This is a genomic window from Pseudoalteromonas sp. S2721 (genome assembly GCF_005887425.1).
In the GTDB taxonomy this organism is placed as follows: Bacteria; Pseudomonadota; Gammaproteobacteria; order Enterobacterales; family Alteromonadaceae; genus Pseudoalteromonas; species Pseudoalteromonas simplex.
Map to the genome: position 1 here is coordinate 17,129 of NZ_PNCZ01000001.1, position 23,331 is coordinate 40,459.

At 42.2% G+C, this 23,331-nt stretch carries 26 protein-coding genes; 15 read left to right on the top strand and 11 right to left on the bottom strand.

What is annotated here, in order from left to right:
• Nucleotide 1: 1 nt before the first annotated feature.
• From lolA to lrp, 3 genes are all read right to left on the bottom strand, one after another.
• Nucleotides 2–628 carry an outer membrane lipoprotein periplasmic chaperone LolA gene (gene lolA, locus CWC02_RS00100; protein ID WP_062565165.1) on the bottom strand — a complete coding sequence of 209 codons (627 nt, stop codon included), beginning with the start codon at nucleotides 626–628 and terminating at the stop codon, nucleotides 2–4.
• Nucleotides 628–3,120: a DNA translocase FtsK gene (locus tag CWC02_RS00105; protein ID WP_138615744.1), complete on the bottom strand. Its 2,493-nt coding sequence runs from the start codon at nucleotides 3,118–3,120 to the stop codon at nucleotides 628–630. The genes lolA and CWC02_RS00105 overlap by 1 nt, the downstream gene beginning before the upstream one ends.
• A 141-nt stretch (nucleotides 3,121–3,261) precedes the next feature.
• Complete coding sequence (gene lrp / locus CWC02_RS00110; protein ID WP_054552971.1) at nucleotides 3,262–3,741, bottom strand: leucine-responsive transcriptional regulator Lrp; 480 nt, start codon at nucleotides 3,739–3,741, stop codon at nucleotides 3,262–3,264.
• A 142-nt stretch (nucleotides 3,742–3,883) separates the two neighbouring features.
• On the opposite strand from lrp, the gene ald reads away from it, so the two are divergent.
• On the top strand, nucleotides 3,884–5,005 hold the full coding sequence (gene ald / locus CWC02_RS00115) for an alanine dehydrogenase (protein WP_054561274.1): 1,122 nt from the start codon (nucleotides 3,884–3,886) through the stop codon (nucleotides 5,003–5,005).
• Nucleotides 5,006–5,101: 96 nt separating this feature from the next.
• Here the strand turns inward: ald and rluB are convergent, their stop codons facing one another.
• The 4 genes from rluB to CWC02_RS00135 form a co-directional block, all read right to left on the bottom strand.
• Nucleotides 5,102–5,974: a 23S rRNA pseudouridine(2605) synthase RluB gene (gene rluB, locus CWC02_RS00120; RefSeq protein WP_063704647.1), complete on the bottom strand. Its 873-nt coding sequence runs from the start codon at nucleotides 5,972–5,974 to the stop codon at nucleotides 5,102–5,104.
• Complete coding sequence (gene scpB / locus CWC02_RS00125; RefSeq protein ID WP_054552968.1) at nucleotides 5,971–6,561, bottom strand: SMC-Scp complex subunit ScpB; 591 nt, start codon at nucleotides 6,559–6,561, stop codon at nucleotides 5,971–5,973. Before scpB ends, rluB begins: the two co-directional genes overlap by 4 nt.
• Before the next feature lie 130 nt (nucleotides 6,562–6,691).
• Entirely contained in the window at nucleotides 6,692–7,213 is a 522-nt protein-coding gene (locus tag CWC02_RS00130; RefSeq protein WP_138615746.1) for an EF-hand domain-containing protein, read from the bottom strand.
• A gap of 206 nt (nucleotides 7,214–7,419) precedes the next feature.
• Entirely contained in the window at nucleotides 7,420–7,851 is a 432-nt protein-coding gene (locus CWC02_RS00135; protein WP_138615748.1) for an exonuclease III, read from the bottom strand.
• Nucleotides 7,852–8,094: 243 nt separating this feature from the next.
• On the opposite strand from CWC02_RS00135, the gene xthA reads away from it, so the two are divergent.
• Genes xthA through CWC02_RS00150 form a run of 3 tightly spaced genes read left to right on the top strand, consistent with a single transcriptional unit; the run spans nucleotide 8,095 to nucleotide 10,345 of the window.
• Nucleotides 8,095–8,904, top strand: a complete 810-nt coding sequence (xthA, locus tag CWC02_RS00140) for an exodeoxyribonuclease III (protein ID WP_138615750.1) — start codon at nucleotides 8,095–8,097, stop codon at nucleotides 8,902–8,904.
• Nucleotides 8,901–9,551, top strand: coding sequence for an energy-coupling factor ABC transporter permease (locus CWC02_RS00145; RefSeq protein WP_138615752.1), 651 nt, complete (start codon nucleotides 8,901–8,903; stop codon nucleotides 9,549–9,551). Before xthA ends, CWC02_RS00145 begins: the two co-directional genes overlap by 4 nt.
• Entirely contained in the window at nucleotides 9,548–10,345 is a 798-nt protein-coding gene (locus CWC02_RS00150) for a putative RNA methyltransferase (RefSeq protein WP_138615754.1), read from the top strand. The genes CWC02_RS00145 and CWC02_RS00150 overlap by 4 nt, the downstream gene beginning before the upstream one ends.
• Here CWC02_RS00150 and yfbV read toward each other — a convergent pair.
• Nucleotides 10,342–10,788, bottom strand: a complete 447-nt coding sequence (yfbV, locus tag CWC02_RS00155; protein ID WP_054552963.1) for a terminus macrodomain insulation protein YfbV — start codon at nucleotides 10,786–10,788, stop codon at nucleotides 10,342–10,344. The two genes, CWC02_RS00150 and yfbV, sit on opposite strands and share 4 nt — an antisense overlap.
• Nucleotides 10,789–11,078: 290 nt before the next feature.
• Between yfbV and CWC02_RS00160 the strand changes: the two genes are divergently transcribed.
• The 7 genes from CWC02_RS00160 (at nucleotide 11,079) to CWC02_RS00190 (ending at nucleotide 17,714) form a co-directional block, all read left to right on the top strand.
• A complete protein-coding gene (locus tag CWC02_RS00160) occupies nucleotides 11,079–12,293 on the top strand; it encodes an acetate kinase (protein ID WP_138615756.1) in 1,215 nt (404 codons plus the stop codon).
• A gap of 4 nt (nucleotides 12,294–12,297) precedes the next feature.
• Nucleotides 12,298–14,454, top strand: coding sequence for a phosphate acetyltransferase (gene pta / locus CWC02_RS00165; protein WP_138615758.1), 2,157 nt, complete (start codon nucleotides 12,298–12,300; stop codon nucleotides 14,452–14,454).
• Between the two features lie 209 nt (nucleotides 14,455–14,663).
• Nucleotides 14,664–15,056, top strand: coding sequence for an ACT domain-containing protein (locus tag CWC02_RS00170; protein WP_054552960.1), 393 nt, complete (start codon nucleotides 14,664–14,666; stop codon nucleotides 15,054–15,056).
• A gap of 3 nt (nucleotides 15,057–15,059) precedes the next feature.
• On the top strand, nucleotides 15,060–15,557 hold the full coding sequence (locus CWC02_RS00175) for a PTS glucose transporter subunit IIA (RefSeq protein ID WP_054552959.1): 498 nt from the start codon (nucleotides 15,060–15,062) through the stop codon (nucleotides 15,555–15,557).
• Between the two features lie 5 nt (nucleotides 15,558–15,562).
• Nucleotides 15,563–15,907, top strand: coding sequence for an ArsC family reductase (locus CWC02_RS00180; RefSeq protein WP_054561266.1), 345 nt, complete (start codon nucleotides 15,563–15,565; stop codon nucleotides 15,905–15,907).
• Nucleotides 15,907–17,037, top strand: a complete 1,131-nt coding sequence (gene dapE / locus CWC02_RS00185; RefSeq protein ID WP_138615759.1) for a succinyl-diaminopimelate desuccinylase — start codon at nucleotides 15,907–15,909, stop codon at nucleotides 17,035–17,037. The genes CWC02_RS00180 and dapE overlap by 1 nt, the downstream gene beginning before the upstream one ends.
• Nucleotides 17,034–17,714 carry a M15 family metallopeptidase gene (locus CWC02_RS00190; RefSeq protein ID WP_138615761.1) on the top strand — a complete coding sequence of 227 codons (681 nt, stop codon included), beginning with the start codon at nucleotides 17,034–17,036 and terminating at the stop codon, nucleotides 17,712–17,714. The genes dapE and CWC02_RS00190 overlap by 4 nt, the downstream gene beginning before the upstream one ends.
• A gap of 1 nt (nucleotide 17,715) precedes the next feature.
• Here CWC02_RS00190 and CWC02_RS00195 read toward each other — a convergent pair whose 3' ends face one another.
• The gene (locus CWC02_RS00195) at nucleotides 17,716–18,588 is read right to left on the bottom strand and encodes a DMT family transporter (RefSeq protein ID WP_249364061.1); all 873 of its coding nucleotides are present in this window, start codon (nucleotides 18,586–18,588) and stop codon (nucleotides 17,716–17,718) included.
• Between the two features lie 134 nt (nucleotides 18,589–18,722).
• Here CWC02_RS00195 and CWC02_RS00200 point away from each other — a divergent pair, with 134 nt between their 5' ends.
• Genes CWC02_RS00200 through CWC02_RS00215 form a run of 4 tightly spaced genes read left to right on the top strand, consistent with a single transcriptional unit; the run spans nucleotide 18,723 to nucleotide 21,623 of the window.
• Nucleotides 18,723–20,087 (top strand): COG3014 family protein, encoded by a 1,365-nt coding sequence (locus CWC02_RS00200; RefSeq protein WP_138615763.1) that lies wholly within the window; start codon nucleotides 18,723–18,725, stop codon nucleotides 20,085–20,087.
• A gap of 8 nt (nucleotides 20,088–20,095) precedes the next feature.
• Entirely contained in the window at nucleotides 20,096–20,521 is a 426-nt protein-coding gene (locus CWC02_RS00205; RefSeq protein ID WP_054552954.1) for a YcfL family putative periplasmic lipoprotein, read from the top strand.
• 10 nt (nucleotides 20,522–20,531) lie between these two features.
• Complete coding sequence (lpoB, locus tag CWC02_RS00210) at nucleotides 20,532–21,143, top strand: penicillin-binding protein activator LpoB (protein WP_054552953.1); 612 nt, start codon at nucleotides 20,532–20,534, stop codon at nucleotides 21,141–21,143.
• Between the two features lie 12 nt (nucleotides 21,144–21,155).
• Complete coding sequence (locus tag CWC02_RS00215) at nucleotides 21,156–21,623, top strand: outer membrane lipoprotein (protein ID WP_138615765.1); 468 nt, start codon at nucleotides 21,156–21,158, stop codon at nucleotides 21,621–21,623.
• Nucleotides 21,624–21,648: 25 nt separating this feature from the next.
• Here CWC02_RS00215 and CWC02_RS00220 read toward each other — a convergent pair whose 3' ends face one another.
• Together CWC02_RS00220 and CWC02_RS00225 are read right to left on the bottom strand one after the other, a co-directional pair.
• Nucleotides 21,649–22,866, bottom strand: coding sequence for a pyridoxal phosphate-dependent aminotransferase (locus CWC02_RS00220; RefSeq protein ID WP_138615767.1), 1,218 nt, complete (start codon nucleotides 22,864–22,866; stop codon nucleotides 21,649–21,651).
• 93 nt (nucleotides 22,867–22,959) lie between these two features.
• A complete protein-coding gene (locus CWC02_RS00225) occupies nucleotides 22,960–23,304 on the bottom strand; it encodes an Hpt domain-containing protein (protein ID WP_054552950.1) in 345 nt (114 codons plus the stop codon).
• Between the last annotated feature and the right edge of the window lie 27 nt (nucleotides 23,305–23,331).

Consider the following 23,331-nt stretch of genomic DNA (forward strand, 5'->3'; position numbering starts at 1 on the left):
CTTAATCACCTTGGCTTTGGTCGTCAACTTCAACGCCTTCTGGAATGGTAAATTCAAAGGTTTGAGTTGCAAGTGCTTCGTTTACTTTGGCATCTTTAAAGGTAAATAAAGACTGCTGACCAGAGGTATCTAATACTGTCAGTGATGCTAGACCTTGTTCTTTAGCGTTAAAGCTAATGTCTAACTTTTCAACTTGGCTCTCAACGCCTTTGTTTGGTGTGACACTAAAGCCTGCATCAGTTGCCACAACTTGGTATTTAGCCCACTGCTCTGGATCTTTTGAGGTCAACAATACAAACGGTGTTGAATCAATCAGGCTGTGAGTATTCATAATTGTTACTTGCTCAGCAAAGCTGTCGAAGTAATACGTTTTGTCGCCATTTGATACAAACAAAGTATCGTCTGGGCTTTGCTGTTGCCAGCGGATCATCATAGGTTGCTGAAGGGCTATATTCCCCTCACCTTGCATGATAGCTTCGCCTTGCGAATCGGTAACCTGCTGTGAAAACTCTGCTTTAAAACTTTTAATCGCGGCCAGTTGTTGTTGCAACGCTTCGCTGTCGTCTGCAAAACTTTGACCGCTTAATAAACAACCCATAATTAGGGCTAGGTATTTAATTTTTTTCATTAATTTGCTCCACCATTTGGCACTAAGACTTCGCGGGCACCGTTATGTCCTGGTGCGCTAACAATGCCTGATGTTTCCATTTGTTCAACTAAGCGTGCTGCGCGGTTATAACCTACACGAAGCTTACGCTGTACACTCGATACCGACACTTTGCCGGTTTCAATTACAAATGATACTGCTTCATCGTAAAGCGGATCTGACTCTTCATCACCGTCTTCACTGGTTTCTCCTGGTAGTAAAATTTCTTCTGTGGCATCGCCACTTAAAATTTCATCAATATAATTTGGTTTGCCACGTTTTTTCCAATCGTCTACAACTGCATGAACTTCGTGGTCGTCAACAAACGCGCCATGTACACGCACAGGTACACTGGTACCCGGCGGTAAGTAAAGCATGTCACCCATACCAAGTAAGTTTTCAGCACCTTGCTGATCTAAAATGGTACGCGAGTCAATTTTACTTGAAACTTGGAACGCCATACGGGTTGGAATATTCGCCTTAATCAAACCTGTAATAACGTCAACCGATGGGCGCTGTGTTGCTAGCACTAAGTGAATACCTGCAGCACGGGCTTTTTGCGCGATACGTGCAATCAGCTCTTCCACTTTTTTACCCACGATCATCATCATGTCGGCAAATTCGTCAATGACCACCACAATACTTGGTAGTTTATCTAGCTCTTCAGGGCCATCGGCCATACCGTCGGTGTCTTTAAACAGTGGATCTAGAATCGGTTGGCCCGCTTCTTTGGCATCCAACACTTTTTGGTTGTAACCTTTTAAATTACGCACACCAAGTGCCGACATAAGCTTATAACGACGTTCCATTTCGCCTACACACCAACGCAATGCATTGGCAGCTTCTTTCATATCGGTAACAACTTCACATAATAAATGTGGGATACCTTCGTACACAGAAAGTTCAAGCATTTTCGGGTCGATCATGATCATACGAACATCATCAGGGCCCGATTTGTACAGTAAGCTTAATATCATTACATTAACGCCCACTGACTTACCTGAACCTGTGGTACCCGCAACAAGTAAATGTGGCATTTTGCCAAGGTCAGCGCATACCGGCTCGCCAGCAATGTCTTTACCTAACACCATAGTCAGTGGTGATGGGTTTGATTCAAACTTAGGTGCGTTAATCACTTCACTTAAACGCACTATTTCACGGTGTTTGTTTGGCAGCTCTAAACCAACATAGGTTTTACCCGGAATAACTTCTACTACACGTACGCTTACAGCAGACAGTGAGCGTGCTAAATCTTTCGCTAGGCCAGTGATTTTAGCAACTTTAATACCCGGCGCTAAATCAAGCTCAAAGCGCGTTACAACCGGACCTGGGTACACACCCACAACCGCAGCTTGAATGTTAAAATCAAGTAATTTGGTTTCAACTAGACGCGAAATACCATCAAGCTCTTCTTGAGATAATGGGTTTTTCGCTTTGTCTGGGCGGTCTAATAAATCAAGAGACGGTAACGGGTTTGCAGGCGGCTGCTCTTCAAGCAGTGCTTCGAACTTTTCTTTTGCCGTTGGCGGTGGCTGATACGCAGGTTTTGGCTTAGGCATAGGGCGCGCAGGCGAAACAACCGTTGTAACAGGTTTTTCTGGCTCAACAACTGGGCTCTGATCAAGCGCATTCAGTGCCGATACGGTATCGAATGATTCATCATCAAGGGCACTAAAACCAATTTCTTGGTCAAGAATATCGTCTAGTTCATCAAAGCCTTTAAAATCATCATCGGCTTTTTCAGCAGGCTTTTGCTTAGGCTTAGTAGGCTTTGATTCTTCTTCATCTGCATCATTAAAGCTAATTGCTGGCTCGTTTTCTGGCTCTACAAAGTTAGCGTCTGGCTCTGTCGTGGCAATATCTTTAACAGCTTCTTTTTCACGATGTAACCAAGCAGAAAATTGCTCACGTAAAAAGTAAAATGCTTTCATTACCCACTTGCCGACAAAATCGACAAATTGCACCCACGAAATACCGGTTAATAGGGTTAAACCGGCAAAGAAAAAACACAGTAGTAAAATTGAGGTGCCAGTAAAATTAAAGGTTGGCATCATTGCTGTCGCAATAACATCCCCCACTACCCCACCAGATGAGAAGTTATAAATATCATCAAAATTAATGCTGCTGATGGCAGTCGCTGAAGTAATAAACAGCGCAAAACCAATGACACGTAAGGCAAGCGTGGTGTAATCAAGCTGGAAAATACGGTGTGGTTGTTTAAATAATAAATAACCGAACAATTGAATAGCAACAGGCACTAAATAAGCAAGCCAGCCAAAAGTGAGTAATAGGATATCTGCAACCCAAGCTCCCGCTGTGCCGGTAATATTCTTAACATTAACAAATTCACCGGTTTGCGACCATGAAGGGTCCGCAGGATCAAAACTGATTAATGCACATAAAATAAATACTGCAGCAAAGGTGCTGATGATTAGCCCCGTTTCTAACAGTCTTTGAACACCATTTAGGCGCATAGCTCCCTATTCCTTATTATTCTTTACTGATCGATTAGCAGTGAAATACCTTAGCAGGAAATGCCGTTTGATGCACTTTATCTTAGCCTTGATGGACTGATAATGAACAAGTTTTTGTTACTCAATGTATATTTTAACAGTTTAGGCAATATATGGGCGAATAATGACCCCTTCTTCACCTTTTACTTCTTCCATTACCACATAAGTTCGGCTTTCACTGACATTTGGTAGTTTTAGTAGAATATCACCCAGTACATTTCGATATTCCGACATATCATTTACACGTGTTTTTAATAGAAAGTCGAAATTACCCGATACTAGATGGCATTCGATTATTTCGTCGTGCTTTTTAACTGCAGCGTTAAATTCTTCGAAAACATCTGGTGAGGTTTTAGTGATGGTTACTTCTACATAAACCGACAAACCTTGGCCAAGTTTAGCAGGATCCACTACCGCTTTATATCCGAGTATATACCCCTCTCTTTCGAGCTTTTTTACCCGCTCCAAACAAGGGGTGGCACTTAATCCTACACGCCTTGCCAGCTCTACGTTAGAGATCCGACCATCGAGCTGTAATTCCATTAAAATTTTACGGTCTATTCTGTCGAGTAATTGATGCATAAGCCAAACCAGAGTTTTGCACTGTTTAAAATATATTTTTAGATTATATCACTAGAATAGCACTTAAAAAAGGTGAGACACACTGGCTGGTCATGAATATAATAGTCAAAAATTTTATCCCGTTCTATTAAGGCGAAAAACTATGATTATTGGTGTACCTAAAGAAATCAAAAACCATGAATACCGTGTAGGTATGGTTCCTGCGAGTGTTCGTGAACTAGTAAACCATGGCCACCAAGTGTTTGTTGAAACTGATGCTGGTATGGGCATTGGCTTCACTAACGAAGATTATGTTGCAGCTGGTGCTGAAATTTTACCAACAGCAGCGGACGTTTTTGCTAAAGCTGAAATGATCGTTAAAGTAAAAGAGCCACAAGCTGTTGAGCGTGCAATGTTACGCGAAGACCAAATTCTATTTACTTACCTTCACTTAGCACCGGATCTTCCACAAACTGAAGACCTAGTTAAAAGTGGCGCAGTGTGTATCGCTTACGAAACAGTAACTGATTCACGTGGCGGTTTACCTCTTCTAGCTCCTATGAGTGAAGTTGCTGGTCGTATGTCTATCCAAGCTGGTGCACAAGCGCTTGAAAAATCAAACCACGGTCGTGGTATGTTACTTGGTGGTGTACCAGGTGTTGAGCCAGCTAAAGTTGTTGTTATCGGCGGCGGCATGGTTGGTCGTAGCGCAGCGCAAATGGCTGTTGGCCTAGGTGCTGACGTTGTTGTTCTTGACCGTAACATCGACGTACTACGTGCATTAGACGCACAGTTCGGTAATAAAGTTAAAGCTATCTACTCTACTGCTGACGCACTCGAAAAACACGTACTAGAAGCTGACCTTGTGATCGGTGGCGTACTAATCCCAGGTGCAGCAGCGCCTAAACTAGTGACAGCTGAGCACATCAAAGCAATGAAGCCTGGTTCTGCAATCGTTGACGTTGCAATCGACCAAGGTGGTTGTATCGCAACGTCTAAAGCGACAACTCACGCTGATCCTACTTATATCGTTGATGACGTTGTTCACTACTGTGTTGCTAACATGCCAGGTGCTGTTCCACGTACTTCTACGTTCGCACTTAACAATGCAACATTACCGTTCATCATCAACCTTGCTAACAAAGGCTATAAGAAAGCGCTTCTTGACGATGCAAACTTCTTAAAAGGCTTAAACGTGATCAAAGGTAAAGTTACTTATAAAGAAGTAGCTGAAGCTTTCAACATGGAATATGTTGACCCACGTACAGCAGTTGAAAATGCTTAATTAGCATTGTGAAACAAAAAAAGCAGCGAAATCGCTGCTTTTTTTATGCCTGTTTGCAAATAAATTAGTTTATCTGCAAACAATTATATTTTCTGATTAACGACGCTTAGTTTGTTTAGCGCGTTGATTGTGCTTTTTAACCGCTTTACGGATTTGGTTAATTTTAGCACGTTTGTCTTTACGCTTTTCAGGAATAACCGACAGCTTAGTTTGCGTTTCGCGGCCAAGTTGTACTGTTTTACGTAAATAGTTAACCGTGTCTAAATCAAGCTCAGCCCAACCACCTTGTGGCAAACGCTTATCAAGCTCTAACTTACCGTAACGAATACGGATAAGACGCGATACTTCAACATCTTGTGATTGCCATAAACGACGAACTTCGCGGTTACGACCTTCTGTTAAAGTCACATTGAACCAACGGTTGATACCTTCACCACCCATAGGTTTGATGTTTAAGAATTTCGCAGGACCATCATCAAGCTCAACGCCTTTTGTTAGAGTGCGTAGCGTTTCGTTAGTCACTTCACCAAACACACGAGCTGAGTACTCACGCTCTACTTCGTAGCTTGGGTGCATTAAACGGTTAGCAAGTTCACCATCGTTAGTAAACAGCATTAAACCTGCGGTATTAATATCTAATCGGCCAACTGCAATCCAGCGTTCGCCATCAACACGTGGTAAACGGTCAAATACCGTACGACGACCTTCTGGGTCTTTACGCGTACATAACTCACCTTCTGGTTTGTTATACATAAGCACACGACAAATACGGTCGGCTTTGTCTTCGATTTTCACTACGTGACCGTCAACACGAATTACATCGGTTGCTTCTACGCGGTCGCCTAAACGAGCCACTTTACCATTCACGCTCACGCGGTTGGCATCGATGTATTTTTCCATTTCACGACGTGAACCCACGCCAGCACGGGCTAATACTTTTTGTAACTTTTCAGTTTCTACATTACTCATTCAGATAGTTCTCTCACAGAAGGATCGCTCAATAGCTGGTTGATTTTACTCTCCTGAAGTTCAGGTAACGGCGGTAATTCATCTAAACCAGCTAATGAAAAATAATCTAAGAAAGCGGATGTTGTGGCATACAACGCTGGGCGCCCGGGCACCTCTTTATGGCCAACAACTCTAACCCACTCTCTTTCTAATAAGGTTTTAATTATTCCTGAGCCAACAGCGACCCCCCGTACTTGTTCAATTTCACCACGGGTAATAGGTTGTCTATAGGCAATCAAGGATAACGTTTCTAGTAGTGCTCGTGAGTATTTAGGTGCGCGCTCTTGCCATAAGTTTGCCAGCCAAGGCGCTAAACTAGCGCAGGCTTGAAACCTGTAACCGCTGCCTACTGCAACAAGCTTAATGCCTCGGGTTTGATAATGCGTTTGAATTTGTTCAATTGCATTATTAATGCGCGGCATAGATACGCTTAAATCAGCTAATACTGTCTCTTTTAAATGACGTTTAGACACAGGTTTTCCAGCAACAAAAATCGCGGCTTCTATGATTTCGACTAACTGTTCATCACTGATACGTTTTGTGGCCATTGCTACTAAAGGTCATTTTAAATCACTAACGCTCTATTATGACAGAAGTCGGCCAAGGTTGGAAAAATTATTGTAAAAAAGCCAGTGTAAAACACTGGCTTTGGGGGATATTTATAAATGAATTTTGAAATTAGCTATTTTTAACCATTTCAAGGGCATCATCTTCGGCAACGTCGCTGCCATATTTGCTAATGTAATTAACAAACTCAGTGCGGCTTATACGCTTATCTTTGTTGCTATCCATATAGCCAAAGTGATTTGCGATATCGTCGTCATCGGCTTCTTCAATTGAAACATAACCATTTTTGTCGTTATCTAACGATTTAAAGTCATTTTCGATTAGGTCAAATTTAGCGATTTCAGCTTTAAATGCTGATTCAGATACCTCACTATCAGCTGCCACCTTGCCTGTATTTAATTGCATATATGCATTAAATTCAGTACGGCTGATTTGCTCGTCCATATTGGTATCGATGTTTGAAAAATGCTCCCAAATTGCATCATCGTCAGCTTCTACCTTAGAGATATAGCCGTCATTGTCATTATCTAGACTGCCAAAATCGCTGTCGATTTTTGCTAAAGAGTTACTTGCAGAACATGCTGAAAGACTTAGTGCTGCTAAAATTGTAGATGCTAAAGTTAACTTTTTCATAAGACATTTCCTTGTAGTCGATTAGATTCAATTAGACTATTTCAAGTTGAATGCCAAAATGCCTTATTGACTAAAATCAAGCACTTACAATCTAGTTAAGTTACTGTTAAGCCTATGATTTAGCAAGCTTTTCATAGGTTGCTGTAATTTTTTCATAAAAAAAGCGCTCCGAAGAGCGCTTTTTACAAATAACAAAAATGCCGTTATTAGATAGCTGCGTTTTGGTAACGCTTAACGAAGTCTGTTACTGCTTCGCCATTACATTTTAACGTGTTTAAGTTGCCAATTTTTTCACGCACAGGTGTTAAACCTTTTTTGAGTGCAGTGATGCAAAGTTGAGTTTCTTTTTGCTCATTTTTAGCAAACACTTCAATCGATGCTTTTGCTACTTCTTGTGATTGTGCTTTTTTTGCAATTTCACGAATGTCAGTACCGTTACATAAAATGCTTTTTGAAAAACGTGACATTGAAATGCCATGCTTTGCTGCTTCTTTACGTGCAGCGGTAAACCCTTCGTTTGCACTTAAGCTACATAACTTCGATTCAATACTGTTATCAGCTGAAAAGTAGTGCGGGTTGCTTGCTAATGAGCCAAATGAGATACATGCAAGAGAAAGCATCACTAATTGTTTTTTCATGGTTTACCTTTAAATAGTACATAATATGAACGGGTGGTTTGCGCGCATTATATAAACAAAAATAAGCAGATCAACTGAATTATTTATTTAATTTAATAATTAATAGTGAGTTAACAATGTTTTTAAATTAAGCAGCAATTGATCAACATTTACCCAATTTGATTTTCGTAATTAGCTTATGAATAAGCCCTAGTTTGATGATAGAATTGCGCTAAACACTGAAACAAAAATAATAGGTGCACCATGAAGGTAATCTCATTTAACATTAACGGCCTGCGCGCTCGTTTACACCAATTGCAAGCCGTAATTGATAAACATCAACCAGATATTATTGGCTTACAAGAAATCAAAGTACATGATGAAGCCTTCCCTCTCGAAGACGTACAAAAAATGGGTTATCACGTTTATTTTCACGGTCAAAAAGCACATTACGGCGTGGCAATGTTATGTAAACAAGAGCCAAAATCAGTTGTTAAAGGCTTTGCAACCGATACCGACGAATCACAGCGTCGTATGATCAGTGTTACCGTGACACAAGAAAATGGTCGTGACCTAACGGTGATGAATGGCTACTTCCCACAAGGCGATAATATTGCCCACGAAACCAAATTCCCTTATAAGCGTCAGTTCTATAAAGATTTAATGACTCACTTAGAAGATAACCACACGGCTGATCAAGATGTTATTGTGATGGGCGACATTAATATTTCACCGACCGATCTCGACATTGGTATTGGTGAACCAAACCGTAAGCGCTGGTTAAAAACAGGTAAGTGTTCTTTCCAACCTGAAGAGCGTGAATGGTTAAGCACTTTATTAAACTGGGGCTTTAAAGATACCTTCCGTGAACTTTACCCAGAAAAAACTGAGCAATACTCGTGGTTTGATTACCGCTCAAAAGGTTTTGATGACAACCGTGGTCTACGTATTGATGTGATCTTAGCAACTCCAGCTCTTGCTGAGCGTTGTGTTGAGTCTGGTATCGATTACGAATTGCGAGGTATCGAAAAACCATCTGATCATGCGCCAATTTGGTCAACATTTAACGCATGATAGACACATTGCAATGGCAGCTCCCTTTATGGAGCTGTGTGGCTATAATACTCTGGCTCAGCTTTGATAAGCAAAGCGCATCACAATTATTGGCAACGCCAATAAGACAAGTTGGTGTGCTCGCATGTGCTTTAGTACTTGCGGTACTGTGGCGCATTAAAGCGGGGATATTGCCAGGCCTCGAATTGCATATTTTAGGGGTTACTTCAGTGACCCTAATTTTAGGTTGGCGACTGGCTATTTTTGCAAGTACCTTGGCGAGTTTGTTGTTAGTGCTGGTTGCACAATTGCCAATCAGTTTATTGCCTGTGCATTTGTTATTTACAGCGTTCATTCCAATTACATTGAGCTATTTGTGTTTTGTGGTTTGCTATAGCTACCTGCCGAGACACTTTTTTATTTATATCTTTTTATGCGCGTTTTTAACCGCTGCTGTTATCGCCTGTATTAAAATAGTTACCAGCGGTGTGTTTTATTACTTGCTTGGTGATTACAGTTTTATTGAGATTTCAGAAAACTATCTGATTCTGTGTGCCATAATTTGGTTTCCTGAAGCAATGCTCAATGGCATGGCCATTACCTTGATGATCACCTATCGCCCTCATTGGGTTAAAACCTTTTATGATAAGGACTATTTAGACTCATGAGTCTTCACTATCACTGCCCGCTTTGCAAACTTGAACTTACTCTAAACGACAAAACTTACCGTTGTGACAATAACCACAGTTTTGATATCGCCAAAGAGGGTTATGTCAATTTACTTCCCGTGCAAAATAAAAAGTCGAAACAACCGGGCGATAACCTTGAAATGGTGCAGGCTCGCCGCGCTTTTTTAAGTGCCGGACACTATTCGTTTTTACAGCAGGCTTTAGCTGAGTTAGTGGCATCTCTCGAACCAAGTTCAGTGATTGATTTAGGCTGTGGTGAAGGTTTTTATACTCAAGCTATAGCAGCGCAGTCGAGTGCCGATGTATATGGTGTCGATATTTCTAAGCCCGCGGTAAAATACGCCGCTAAGCGCTACGAAAATGCGCATTTTAGTGTCGCGTCGATTAGCCAAGCCCCTTTTGCAGATGCGCAGGCTGATGTGCTTGTTAGTGTGTTTGCCCCTTTATTTGCACAAGAGCTTGCCCGCCTTGCCAAGCCGCAAGCTAGTTTAATTGTTGCAAGCCCTGGGCCTTGGCACCTTAAAGAGTTAAAAGCGTTTATTTATGCCGATGTAAAACCGCATACTGAGATAGAACCACCAGCAGGCTTTAGCAAAGAGTCGATAAACTTATTAGAGCAACAGGTGCTGTTGTCTGTCGATGAGATTAAACATTTAATTATGATGACGCCGTTTGCTTGGAAGTTTCGCCCAGAGCATTGGCAACAGATAGAGCAACAAGGCCCACAAAAAGTAACGTTATCGTTTTATGTGAGCCAGTTTGTTCGCGATTAGAAGTGCTCTTTAGTGAAGGCTTTATCCATTTTTTCGAACATATCTTTTAATAATTGAGCTAAGTCAGTGTAGCGTGGTTTTTCAGTCGTTAATTGTGACTGATAACCATGCGCCTTCATTTTACTGTGCAGCTCGGTATACCAACTTAGCATTGCTGGCTCTAAACGGGTTTCTGCACGGCGGCCTAGCCACAACAAACCTTGCAGCGGTAATGATAAAAAGAAAAGCGCGATCGTGATAGCTTGTGGAAAATAATCACTACCTAAGTAATTAACTTGCATAAATACGGTCAGCATTGCCAATATTGGCATCACTGTAATTGCCAGATCAGTGGCCTTGATCACTCTAAATTCGGCAAACAATGGAGCGAGCTCTTGTCGCATCGGCCATTTTTTAGCGTACTGACGACCTGTTTGCACTTGTGACATGACACCTTTTTGCATCATCACTCCTAGGGTTTTCAACTTGTTTCACAACCGAGTGTAACACACTCCCGGATACAATCCCTGCAAAACCTGTCCTAGTTTTAATACCAAATTAATGGTTAGGAGACTAACGTTTAAAGTCTAAATGAGATAAAATGTTATCGGCTTAAGTCAACCAGACTTTAGTATAATTACAGCCTAGCTTTGTTAAGTGTAGCAACAAAATACTTATTTACTATACTGGCAAAGAATTCTAATTATCAAGCCTTAATATACACTGACTGATATCGTACTTTTAGGACCTAGCTATGTCGACGCCCCTTTGCTCACCACAACATGTTTTAGTACTGAACTGTGGTAGTTCAAGTTTAAAATTTGCCATTTTAGATGCCGCCACTTCTGACGAAGTTATTTCTGGTTTAGCTGAGCGCCTTGGCTCAGACACGCCTTCAATCAAATATAAATATAATGGTGAAAAACAACTTATTGAGCTTGCAAAGGGCCAAGCCCACGATGCAGCCATTGCTGAGCTTGTGAAGCTTGTTAATGAGCAAGGCCTTGCGGATAATTTAATTGCTGTGGGTCATCGTGTTGTACACGGTGGTGAGCATTTCACTGAATCTGTGCTTATCGACGATGATGTACTTGCAGCTATCGAAAAAACAGCGGCACTTGCTCCACTTCATAACCCAGCCAACTTATTAGGCATTCGCACTGCACAGCAAGCGTTCTCAGCGCTGCCACAAATTGCGGTGTTTGATACGGCATTTCACCAAAGCATGCCAAATATTGCTTACTTATACGCCCTGCCTTACTCGCTTTATAAAGAGCACGGCGTAAGACGTTATGGCTTCCATGGTACAAGCCATTATTATGTTGCAGGTGAAGCGGCAAAAATGCTCGGCAAAGAGCGCGACCAAACCAATGTGATCAGTGCGCATTTAGGTAATGGTTGTTCAGTGTGTGCGATTAAAGATGGTAAGAGCGTTGATACCAGTATGGGTCTAACACCGCTTGAAGGCTTAGTGATGGGCACGCGCAGTGGTAGCATCGACCCGGGTTTATTCACCTTTTTAACTCAGCAACTAAATTATTCAGTGCAAGAAATTGATGACCTACTTAATAAGAAAAGTGGCTTATTAGGTATTAGTGAACTATCAAATGACTGTCGCACTATTGAAGAAGCCGCTGTTGAAGGTCACCCGCAAGCGAACCTTGCACTCGATATTTTTTGCTACCGTTTAGCAAAACAAATCGCCGCATTCTTAGTGCCTGTGCAGCGCCTTGATGCGCTTATTTTCACCGGTGGTATTGGTGAAAACTCAGATATCATTCGCGACAAAGTGATCACCCAATTAGGCTTTTTAGGCCTTGAGTGTGACGAAGCTGCAAACTTAGCGGCACGTTTTGGTAAAGAAGGCTTAATTTCAAAAGGCCAAACGCATGCTAAAGCGTTTGTGATCCCGACCAACGAAGAATGGGTTATTGCTAACGATGCAGCCCGCATTGCAAAGGAGGGTTAAGTAAATGGCACGTAGAATTATGTTGATCCCTATTTCGACTGGGGTTGGTTTAACATCTGTTTCTGTTGGTTTAGTGCGTGCGCTTGAGCAAAAAGCGCTCAAAGTGAACTTTTTCAAGCCAATTGCACAGCCACGTTCTGGCGATACAGGCCCTGAAAAGTCGACGCAAATTGTCACCCATGGCTCACCAATTAATCCGCCGACACCATTTGAGCTTAGCTATGCAGAGCAAATGATTGGTGATGGTAAAGGCGACGATTTACTAGAAGAAATCGTAGAGCGCTTTGAAAGCACTATTAAAGAAGACGAAATTGCTATTATCGAAGGTATGGTGCCAACACGCCGTCAGCCTTATGCAGGCCGTGTAAACCGTGAAATCGCGCAAACACTGGGTGCTGATATTGTTTTTGTTTTAACGCCTAGTAACGATAGCAACGACCAAATTGAAGACCGTTTAGAAATTGCCTCAGGCAACTATGGCGGTGTTAACCACCCTCGCGTGTTAGGCTGTATTTTCAACAAAGTTAATGCACCTTTAGATGACGAAGGTCGCGCACGTGCAGATCTTGTTGAAGCTCATGAGCCAGAGCAACTTGAAAACGAATTAAACCGTTTAGCATCATTGCCTATTTTCAGAAAACACCCATTTAAGTTATTAGGTTCAATCCCGTGGGATTTCGACCTAGTGGCGCCGCGTGTGCGTGATTTATGTGAATACCTAAAGGCCGAAGTTATTAACGAAGGCGACATGGCTCACCGTCGTTTACGTCGCGTTACTTTCTGTGCTCGCACTGTATCGAATATTTTAAGCCACTTTACCCCAGGTGCATTACTGGTCACTCCGGGCGATCGCTCTGATGTATTAGTTGCCGCTTGTTTATCAGCTATGAATGGCACCAAGCTTGGGGCTATTTTATTAACCGGTGGCTTTAAGCCTGAAGATCGCATCATGAAATTATGCGAACAAGCGATGGATACCGGCTTGCCAATTCTTGCAACAGAAGAAGATACGTGGCGCACGTCTTTATTACTGCACAACTTCAATATGGAAGTACCGTGTGATGATGATCAGCGTATTGATAAAGTAAAAGATCACAACGCCAGCCACATTGACTCTGATTGGTTAGACAGCCTAGCGCAAAGTGTTGGTCGTACTCGTAAAATGTCTCCACCAGCGTTTCGCTTCTTACTGACAGACAAAGCTCGTCAAGCGAATAAAACGGTTGTTTTACCAGAAGGTAATGAGCCGCGCACAATTAAAGCTGCAGCAATTTGTGGTCAACGTGGCATTGCAAAAACAATCTTACTTGGTGACAAAGAAGAGATTTTACGTATCGCTGAACAACAAGGTGTGGAGCTTAACGATAACGTAACTATTGTTGAGCCAAGTGATGTGATCAACGATTACGTTGCGCCTATGGTCGAAATTCGTAAAAACAAAGGCTTAACAGAAGTGGTTGCTCAAGAACAACTACTGGATAACGTGGTGCTTGGTACTATGATGCTTGAGCAAGGCAAAGTAGATGGCCTAGTGTCGGGTGCTGTTAACACTACAGCGAATACGATTCGCCCGCCGTTACAGTTAATTAAAACTGCACCAGGTTCATCGTTGGTATCGTCAGTATTCTTTATGTTGTTACCTGATCAAGTTCTGGTTTACGGTGACTGTGCAATCAACCCAGACCCAACGGCAGAGCAACTGGCCGATATCGCGATCCAGTCAGCTGATTCAGCGGCTGCGTTTGGTATTGAACCTCGTGTTGCAATGATCAGCTACAGTACGGGGACTTCGGGTTCAGGTGCTGACGTAGAAAAAGTGCGTGAAGCCACTAAACTTGCCCAGCAAAAGCGCCCTGATTTAGTGATTGATGGCCCGCTTCAGTATGATGCTGCAATTATGGAAAACGTCGCAATTAAGAAAGCACCAGACAGCCCGGTTGCAGGTAAAGCAACGGTGTTTGTATTCCCTGATTTAAATACCGGTAATACAACTTATAAAGCCGTACAACGTAGTGCTGATTTAATTAGTATTGGCCCTATGCTGCAAGGTATGCGTAAGCCGGTAAATGACTTGAGCCGTGGTGCATTAGTAGACGATATTGTTTACACCATTGCCCTTACAGCGATTCAAGCTAAGCAAGTTGAAAGCTTAGAAAATTAACCCTTCAAAATTTAGGCTAATTTATAAAATCCTTATAAATTAGCCTATTACCTTCTTTATACTGACCTATTCCCATATTTATCCACAGAATCTGTGGACAACCTCAACAGCGATATTGGGCAAAACCTCAGCAATCAAAATTATTGCGCTTTATCTTAACTTTGTTTACCTATACTATAAATTCAAAGGCTTCAAAGATAGGATCGCAGATGTCAAAACAAACGTTACAACTTCATAGTGAAGAACTTACCATTCATAGTTTAGATGTCGATGCAACGATTGACCCTGCCTTACTCCAACAAGCTATTTTCTTTATTGCAAAAACGGCTGATGAGCTGTCTATTGTCTGCCCAAGTAGTTTCCAGCTCGACAGTCTGGACCAAGAAACCGACTGGCAAGCACTGGAAGTCATTGGCCCACTTGGTTTTTCATTAACAGGTATTATGGCGAACATTTCTGGCGTGCTAGCAAAAGCGTCAATTTCGATTTTTGCTTTATCAACTTACGATACCGATTATGTATTGGTGAAAAAGCAAAGTATGGCAAAAGCCATTACAGCTCTGAAAAAAGACGGTTACCATGTGCTAGGTGATGTTAAATAAGCCATGACTAACGAAGTTCAATACTTACCCGAACGCAGCCTCAGAAAAGCGCGCTGCATGGCCATTAAAAGCCCATTTACCGGGCGTGTAAAAAGTATTAACGAGCATCCTGAGCCATTTTTTCGTTTTGCTACCCTTGGCCCAGGGATTAGTGTTGAACTAACTAGCCACAACATAATTGCGCCATTCGATGGCACCCTATTACAAGTTAAAAATGCTGGTAAAGAATACATTTTACAAGCAAAAAACGGTTTAAAAGTTTTATTAAATTTATCGTTTTCATCGGTTGAAGAACATATCAACCACACCAATATTGCTAAATTAAACGGCAGTAAAATTAGCCAAGGTGAACGATTAGCCTATTTTGATTTACGCGAGTTGAGCAGCCCTATGCTTGGCACACTATGTGTTCTCAATAGCCAGCACCTTGGACCCCTTTATTATTCACTATCTCAGGTCACTGCTGGGGTAGACACATTACTCACTGTAACTAAAAAGTAGAATTTATGACTATCATGTACGGTATCAGCAACTGCGATACAATTAAAAAAGCCAAAAAATATTTAACTGATAACAATCAAGAATTTACTTTCCATGATTACCGTAAAGACGGCATTAGTGCTGAGCTAGTTAATGAGTTTGCAGCGCACATTGATTGGCAAGATTTAGTTAATAAACGCGGCACAACTTACCGTCAATTATCTGATGAGCAAAAGCAAAACCTAGATAAAGAATCTGCATTAGCATTGCTGGTTGAGCAACCTGCGATGATCAAGCGCCCGGTACTTGTGCATAACGGCCAATACCACTTAGGTTTTAAAGCCGCTCAATACGATGAGATTTTTGCCTAATGACTCACCCTGTTATTGAACTTGCTCAAGCGCTTATTCAGCGTGAATCAGTAACGCCTGAAGATGCTGGTTGCCAAGCGTTAATGAACGAACGCCTTGAAAAACTAGGCTTTAATATTGAATCACTGTTTTTCACTGATACGCTAAATACTTGGGCTCGTAAGGGAGATGCGTCACCGCATTTTTGTTTTGCTGGTCATACAGATGTTGTACCAACAGGTCCTGCAAAAAATTGGCAGCACCCGCCTTTTTCTGCACTGGTAAAAGACGGTATGTTACATGGTCGCGGCGCAGCCGATATGAAAGGCTCTTTAGCTGCCATGGTGGTTGCCACCGAGCGTTTTGTGGCTAAGCACCCAGATCATAAAGGCTCAATTTCGTTTTTAATTACGTCTGATGAAGAAGGCCCGTTTATCAACGGCACAACCCGTGTTATCGATACTCTTGAAGCACGTGGTGAGAAGATTGATTTATGCCTAGTTGGCGAACCCTCTTCACGTGATGTACTTGGCGATGTGGTAAAAAATGGACGTCGCGGTTCATTAACTGGCTTTTTAACCGTGAAAGGTGTGCAAGGCCATGTTGCTTACCCGCATTTAGCGCAAAACCCGATTCACCTAGCCGCCCCTGCGTTAACTGAGCTGAGTCAAACTGAGTGGGATCAAGGTAACGAATTTTTCCCTGCAACCAGCTTTCAAGTTTCTAATATTAACGGCGGCACCGGTGCTGGTAATGTGATCCCAGGTGAACTTGAAATTCAATTTAACTTTCGTTTTAGCACTGAAGTAACTCACCAACAGCTACAGCAGCGAGTGGTTGATATTGTTGAGAAACACAACCTCAATTACGAGCTAAATTGGATTGTAAATGGACTGCCGTTTTTAACCGATCATGGCCCGTTAGTTGATGCCACCGTGCACGCTATTAAGCAGGTAACTGGACGCGACACCGCGCTTGAAACCACCGGCGGTACTTCTGATGGTCGCTTTATCGCGCAAACGGGTGCCAAAGTCATTGAGCTTGGTCCGCGTAATGAAACCATTCATAAAGTAGATGAATGTGTTAGCACCGATGATTTAATTCAACTTGCTGATATTTACGAAGTGATTTTAGAGCAGCTGCTTACATGAACCAAACAGAGCTTAAGCAATGCGCCACTGGGTTGAGTAGCTCACATTTAGTTGAGCTACAAAATCATCGCTTGCATCGTAATATTGTCGATGATTTTTTAGCTCTGCAGCAAGGGGCAAAACAAGCAGGTATTGATCTGACAATTGCCTCAAGCTTTCGTGATTTTTATCGTCAAAGTGCAATTTGGAATGCTAAATTTCAGGGCCTTCGACCAGTTTACACCCTTGAGCAACAAACGGTAGATTTAAAAAGCCTAAGTGATACTGAAAAGTGCCACGCTATTATGCTTTACTCGGCACTCCCTGGGGCAAGTAGGCACCACTTTGGTACCGACCTCGACATTTACGATACCCGCCCTATTGACGATGATTACCAGCTGCAATTAACCCCTGATGAGTATTCGCCCACAGGGCCCTTTGCCAAGCTTGCTGCATGGCTTGACGATAACCTAGAAAAGTATGGTTTTTATCGCCCTTACCAAGAATACAAAGGTGGAGTTGCCCCTGAGCCTTGGCATATTAGTCATATTGGTGCAGCTGCTAAGATGATGCAGTATTTGTCAGTTGCAACATTACAGCAATGTATTGAACAAAGTGAGCTTAGCGGCAAACAAGCGATACTAGCCGAACTAAACACCCTGTATGAACGCTACGTATTAAATGTTAATAAGCCCTAATCTAGACTCTGCGCTTTTTAGCCATTAAAAACACCAGTACAGCGCCAAGAATTAAGGCGCTGGCTACAACTAAACGCGCTGTTAATTGCTCATCTAATACCACCACCCCAGCTAATGTGGCAAGCACGGGCACGGTTAGCTGTACCACACCTGCTTGGCTACTTTTAAGCCTAGGTAGTGCAATGTACCAAATGCTATAACCAAGCCCAGATGCAAGCGCTCCTGAAGCTATCGCCAAATAAACGCCAGTTGCTGTGATACCCTGCCAATCAACCACGGCTAGAAAGACTAAAATTGGCACAAGTATTAAACTTCTTAGAAAGTTAAAGCTGGTTGCTTGCAAAGGTGAGCTGCATGATTTTCCGCGAATACTGTAAACACCCCACGCCACACCACTTAACGCCATGAGCATTGCCGGCATGAAAGAAGGCACCGTGGCTGAGGGTAGCATTAAGTATATAAACCCCGCAAAAGCGACAAACAAAGCCCCCCACTGCACTTTACTGAGTGGTTCTTTATTTAAAACACTATGGCCTATCATGGTTAACTGTACTGCTGAAAATAAGATAAGTGCGCCTGTGCCTGTGTTTAAATCAACATAGGCAACTGAAAAGCACAGCGCGTAAATAAATAAACTAAGCGCATTGATATTGCTACCTTTATCGGTTAAAGGTTGTGCTGATTGTGATTTTGATCTCAATAAAGTTGTTTGCCATAAAAGTATACCAAGCAACATAAACGCCCCACTCACTAAGCGAATGACGGTAAAACTTAACGGATCAATATCACCACTTTGCAATGCCATCCGGCACAGCAAAGAGTTAGCTGCAAACGCACAAAGTGCAATCAAGGTATAAAGTACAGTGCTTAACAAATACGGTGTTCCTTTAACATAAAAAATAAAAAGACCAGAAAGTTGTCTATTAACTTACGATTTTTTACATAATTTATCATATAAGGTTAAGCCGCGTATGCTAATCTGAGTACATTGTTTAAAAGGAGTGTTCAGTGCATCGACGTTTATTTATTGGAGCTGCTTTACTGTTATCTGGTTGCAGTACCATAGGTATTACTGATCTATTCCAAGATTATGCGACGCAGCTAAGACCTGTGCGCCAAGCTGTTTCTCAAAATAACATTGCAAGTGCTCAGCAACTTTTGCCAAGTAATAGCCGAGGCCATAGTAACTATTTGTTAAATCAGCTTGAAACGGCCCGTCTTGAGTTTTTGGCAAAACAAAATTTGCAGGCTAATGAGACCTTTGAAGCTGTATATCAAAGTATGGAAAAAAAGCGTCAAGCAGCCAAAGTACAGCTAAGTGCAGGCCTTGAGCAAACAAATTCATTATTAACCAATGACTCAGTGATTGGTTATGAGCCAGCAGCCTATGAAATGACCATGCTGCATAGCTACAAAGCACTGAGTTATGTATTTGATAAACAACTTGAATCTGCATTAGTTGAAGTTAGACGCGCTAATAAAGTGCAAGAAGATGCACTAAAAGATAATCAAGCCGCACTTGATGAACAAGCGGAAAACTCCGCTGAAGGCTACCCTGATATGGCCGAGTTAATTGGTAATGTCAAAAATGGCTTTCAAAATGCTTTTACGTTTTATTTATCGGCCCTACTTTATGAGGCAGATAAACAATTTGATGATGCCTATATCGACTATAAGAAAGCGCTCGAAATAAACAGTGAGAATAGCTACTTACAGCAAGCAGTGTTACGCCTTGCCAAAAAACAAGGTTTTGATCAGGACTTTGAAGAATTTAGCAAACGCTTTGGCAAATTAAAGCAAGCTCAAGCAAACACAGGCCAAGTAATTGTAATTGCAGAGCAAGGTTTAATACCAGCAAGGCAAGAGTTTAATTTACGGTTACCTATTTATACTTCGCGTGGCGATGCACGCTTTTATAGTGTTGCCATGCCAGTTTATCGCGCTGCGCCCTATGCGGCCAGTGATAAAACAGTGACTCTCGATGGCGAAAATTTGCCACTGACGCCCATTGTTAGGCTCGAAGCGCTAGCGGCGAAGACATTAAAGGATCAAAGTGCTGGCAGAATAACCCGACAAGTAATGCGTCTGGTAGCAAAAGAAAAGGTACGTGCAGAGTTAGCAAGAAGTGGCGGCGATGTTGGTAACATTTTAGCCAACATTTATAACGTTGCATCTGAGCAAGCTGATACACGAAGCTGGTTGACTTTACCAAGCCAACTTAGCATTGCTCAGCACCCAATGCCCACAGGTCAGCACACTTTAACTGTGCCAGGGCATGGCGAAATAACTTTTACGGTTGGTAAGCAAGGGTTAACCTTGATTTTTCTAACTTCCATAAATAACTACTACGACACACACGTTGTACAACTCTAGGAGCAATGATGAAATACTTAGTGCCACTATTAACCATTTTACTTGTTGCGGCTTGCTCCTCACGCCCTACCACTTCTGGCATTGGGGTTGAGCAGGCATCACAACAGTATAACCAACAACTGATTGTTAATAACCCTGAACTTGGCAAGAAATTAGCCATTACAGATGTAAAAACACGCCAAACGAACGGCTTAACTGATGTGGTTGTGACACTGGCAAGCCAATATAAAAAGTCTCAATACTTACAATATCAATTTACTTGGTATGACGCTGATGGCTTTGTTATTCGTGGCAACCACTCACCTTGGCAACCCATTACTTTATTTGGATTTGCTAAAACTCAATTACCGGGCCTAGCCCCGACAGCAAATGCTGTCACCTTCTCGCTTGCAGTGCGTGAAGTGTCAACAGAAGCACAAGAATTTGAAGATTAAGGATACTACAATGAAATTACTTTCTGTTAAGTCGGCTGCGGCCGTTGCAATGACAAGCGCTTTGTTACTATCTGGCTGTGCTAATAAAGCCGTTGTTAGCTATGGTGATGCGCAAGCTGTTGAAACCACAGATATCAATTTTGGCTCAACGGATCTACAAAAAGTAGCAAGCCAAATGACAGACTCGTTACTTGCTTCACCTGTGGTTGGCACCATGACAGCAAATACTCGCCCTATCGTGTTTGTTGAGCGTATTAAAAACAAAACGAGCGAGCATATTGATACTGAATCAATTACTGATTCAATCTCAACACAGTTATTACGCAGTGGTAAGTTCCGCTTTGTTGATATGACCCGTGTTGAAGCTGTGCGCGAACAACTTAATTTCCAAAACGTCGATCCACTAGTTGATCCAAATACCGCTATTGCCTTTGGCCAGCAAGTTGGTGCGCAATATATGTTATACGGCAACTTATCGAGCATTGTTAAATCAAATGCTGACAAGGCTGATGTGTATTACAAATTCACTATGCGTTTAATGGATTTAAAAAGCGGGCTAGTTGAGTGGGCTGATGAAACTGAAATCCGTAAAACACGTGAGAAATCAACTTTTGGCTGGTAGCCAGGAGGGTTTATGAAATACCTAGTAGCAATCTTAGCAAGCTGTTTATTACTGAGCTCGCCTAGTTATGCTGACTACCAGCGTAACAAAGCAGTACCAGTACAACAGGTGTTGTTTGGCTCAGTACAGTCAGTACGAGCCATTACTGAACAAGAACTGGTCAAAGACAGAACCAACGGCTGGGAAACGTTTGGCGGTGCACTTATTGGCGGTGTTATCGGTAATCAGTTTGGTGGCGGTAGTGGCCGTACTGTAGCAACCATTTTAGGTTCGATGATTGGTGGCTCTGTTGCTCACAACCGTCAGCAAAACAGTCGCGTAATACAATATCAGCTCGTTGAATTAATGATCAAAGTAGAAAGCGGCGAACAATTTATGGTTGTGCAAGATAAAGACAACCAAATGCTGTTTAGCCAAGGTGATAAAGTACGCTTGGTGTACCTCAATGATAACACGGTGCGTGTTGATAAAGCGTATTAAAAAAGCGAGCCTCGGCTCGCTTTTTTTAGCTTTGTCGATAATCAGCGAAAAATCGCTGCATCTTACTCATGGCTTCTGTTAAATCATCTTTGTTTGGTAAAAACACCAATCTGAAATGATCAGGATCTGGCCAATTAAATGCACGGCCATGCACTAATAAGATTTTCTCCGTTTTGAGTAAATCTAAAATCATGCGCTCATCATCTTTAATATTAAAGTGCGCGGTATCTACTTTCGCAAATGCGTAAAGCGCCCCTTTAGGCTTTTTACAGCTAATACCATCAATGGCATTTAAACCACGCCATGCAATATCACGCTGAACGTAAAGCCGACCACCTGGGTTTATCAGGTTATCGATTGACTGCACACCACCTAAAGCTTGTTGAATAGCATATTGTGCTGGTACATTGGCACATAAGCGCATTGATGCCAGCATATCTAGGCCACGACTCAAGTCGTCCATCATGCTAGTGCGACCGCTTAGCACCATCCAGCCCATTCGCAATCCCGCAGCGCGGTACGTTTTTGCTAGGCCATTAAAGGTGATAATTGGTACATCATCACACAGTGCGCCAATTGAGCTGTGGCTGACACCGTCGTACAAGATTTTCTCGTAAATTTCATCGCTCAATAACAATAATTTATGCTCGCGAGCAATGTTGATCAGTTCCATCAACAGATCATCGCTATATACCGCACCGGTTGGGTTATTTGGGTTAATAAGCACCAATGCTTTGGTCTTTGAGGTGATCTTCGATTTAATATCAGCAATATCAGGAAACCAATCTTGTTCTTCATCACAAAGATAATGCACAGGGTTACCCCCTGCTAATTTAACCGATGCAGTCCATAGCGGATAATCCGGTGCAGGAATAAGCACTTCATCGTCATTATCAAGTAGTGCTTGCGTGGTCATTTGAATGAGTTCGCTGACCCCATTGCCGATATAAATATTATCGACATCAAGGTTATATAAGCCGCGTTGCTGATAGTGTTGATAGACTGCCACACGGGCTGAGTAGAGGCCTTTAGAGTCACAGTAGCCTTGGGCTGAATATAAGTTACGAATGATATCTTTGTGCATATCTTCAGGCATATCAAAGCCAAAGGCAGCTGGATTACCAATGTTTAGCTTTAATACTTTTTGCCCTTCGTCTTCCATTTTTCGAGCTTGTGCAAGCACAGGCCCACGTATGTCATAACAGACACCGTCTAGTTTGTGACTCTTTTTGATTTGTGACATGGTTACCTCTACTAATTAACCTTAAGACTACCCCAGTAAAGGGGTACCACGCCAGAGGATTTTTGCGGTTATAACTGAAATAAATTCAAGTTTTTAGCGAGTAGCGAACCAAGCTTGTAATTTTTCTACAGAGCCAGAAACTTGCTGATCGATACTTGCACTGTTTTGCTGTGCTATATCAGCATTCCCTTCATTGAGTGCATGCTCAATTGATTGAGCGAGCTCAGATAGACTTTGGGCTCCAAATTGGGCAGCATTTGATTTTAAGCTATGAGCATGACGCGCTGCAGCTTCGTTGTCTGAACCAAGATTAGCGTGCACTTCAGAGCCTAACCTTTGAAACTCGCTACAACAAAAAGAAAGCGTGTCAGCAAATTGATCACCCAGTAGCGACTCCATTCCTTCAAGCGCACTTTCATCGATAGTGATAGTCGTCATCTTTATCCCTTAATAAAACCAAATATT